At 52.3% G+C, this 348-nt stretch carries 1 pseudogene; it reads left to right on the top strand.

Annotation, left to right across the window (positions count from 1 at the left end):
* A pseudogene (locus ACYVTD_RS18330) lies at positions 1 to 348 on the top strand (mannitol dehydrogenase family protein); the annotation flags it as partial.

A 348-nucleotide genomic window follows, 5' to 3' on the forward strand; every position in this document is an offset into this window, starting at 1 on the left:
AAACTAAACAACAGCTCTTTAAAAGACCGCGCTTTTTGGGAAAAGGCAGGCATCGCACTGCCCCGCTTCGACAGAAACGCGATGATTGCCGCCACGCGCGAGGCTCCCAAGTGGGTGCACTTCGGGGCGGGGAATATTTTCCGCGCTTTTCCGGCGGCGCTGATGCAGTCGCTACTTGAAGAGGGGATTGAAAAAACAGGCGTCGTCGTCGCGGAAGGTTACGACGGCGAAATAATCGACAAAAGTTTTACCGCTTTCGACGACTTAACCGTTCTTGTAACGCTTAAGTCCGACGGTACGACCGAAAAAAAAGTTATCGCTTCAGTCGCGCAATCGCTTAGAATGGAC

Source organism: Treponema sp. R6D11 (assembly GCF_054786075.1).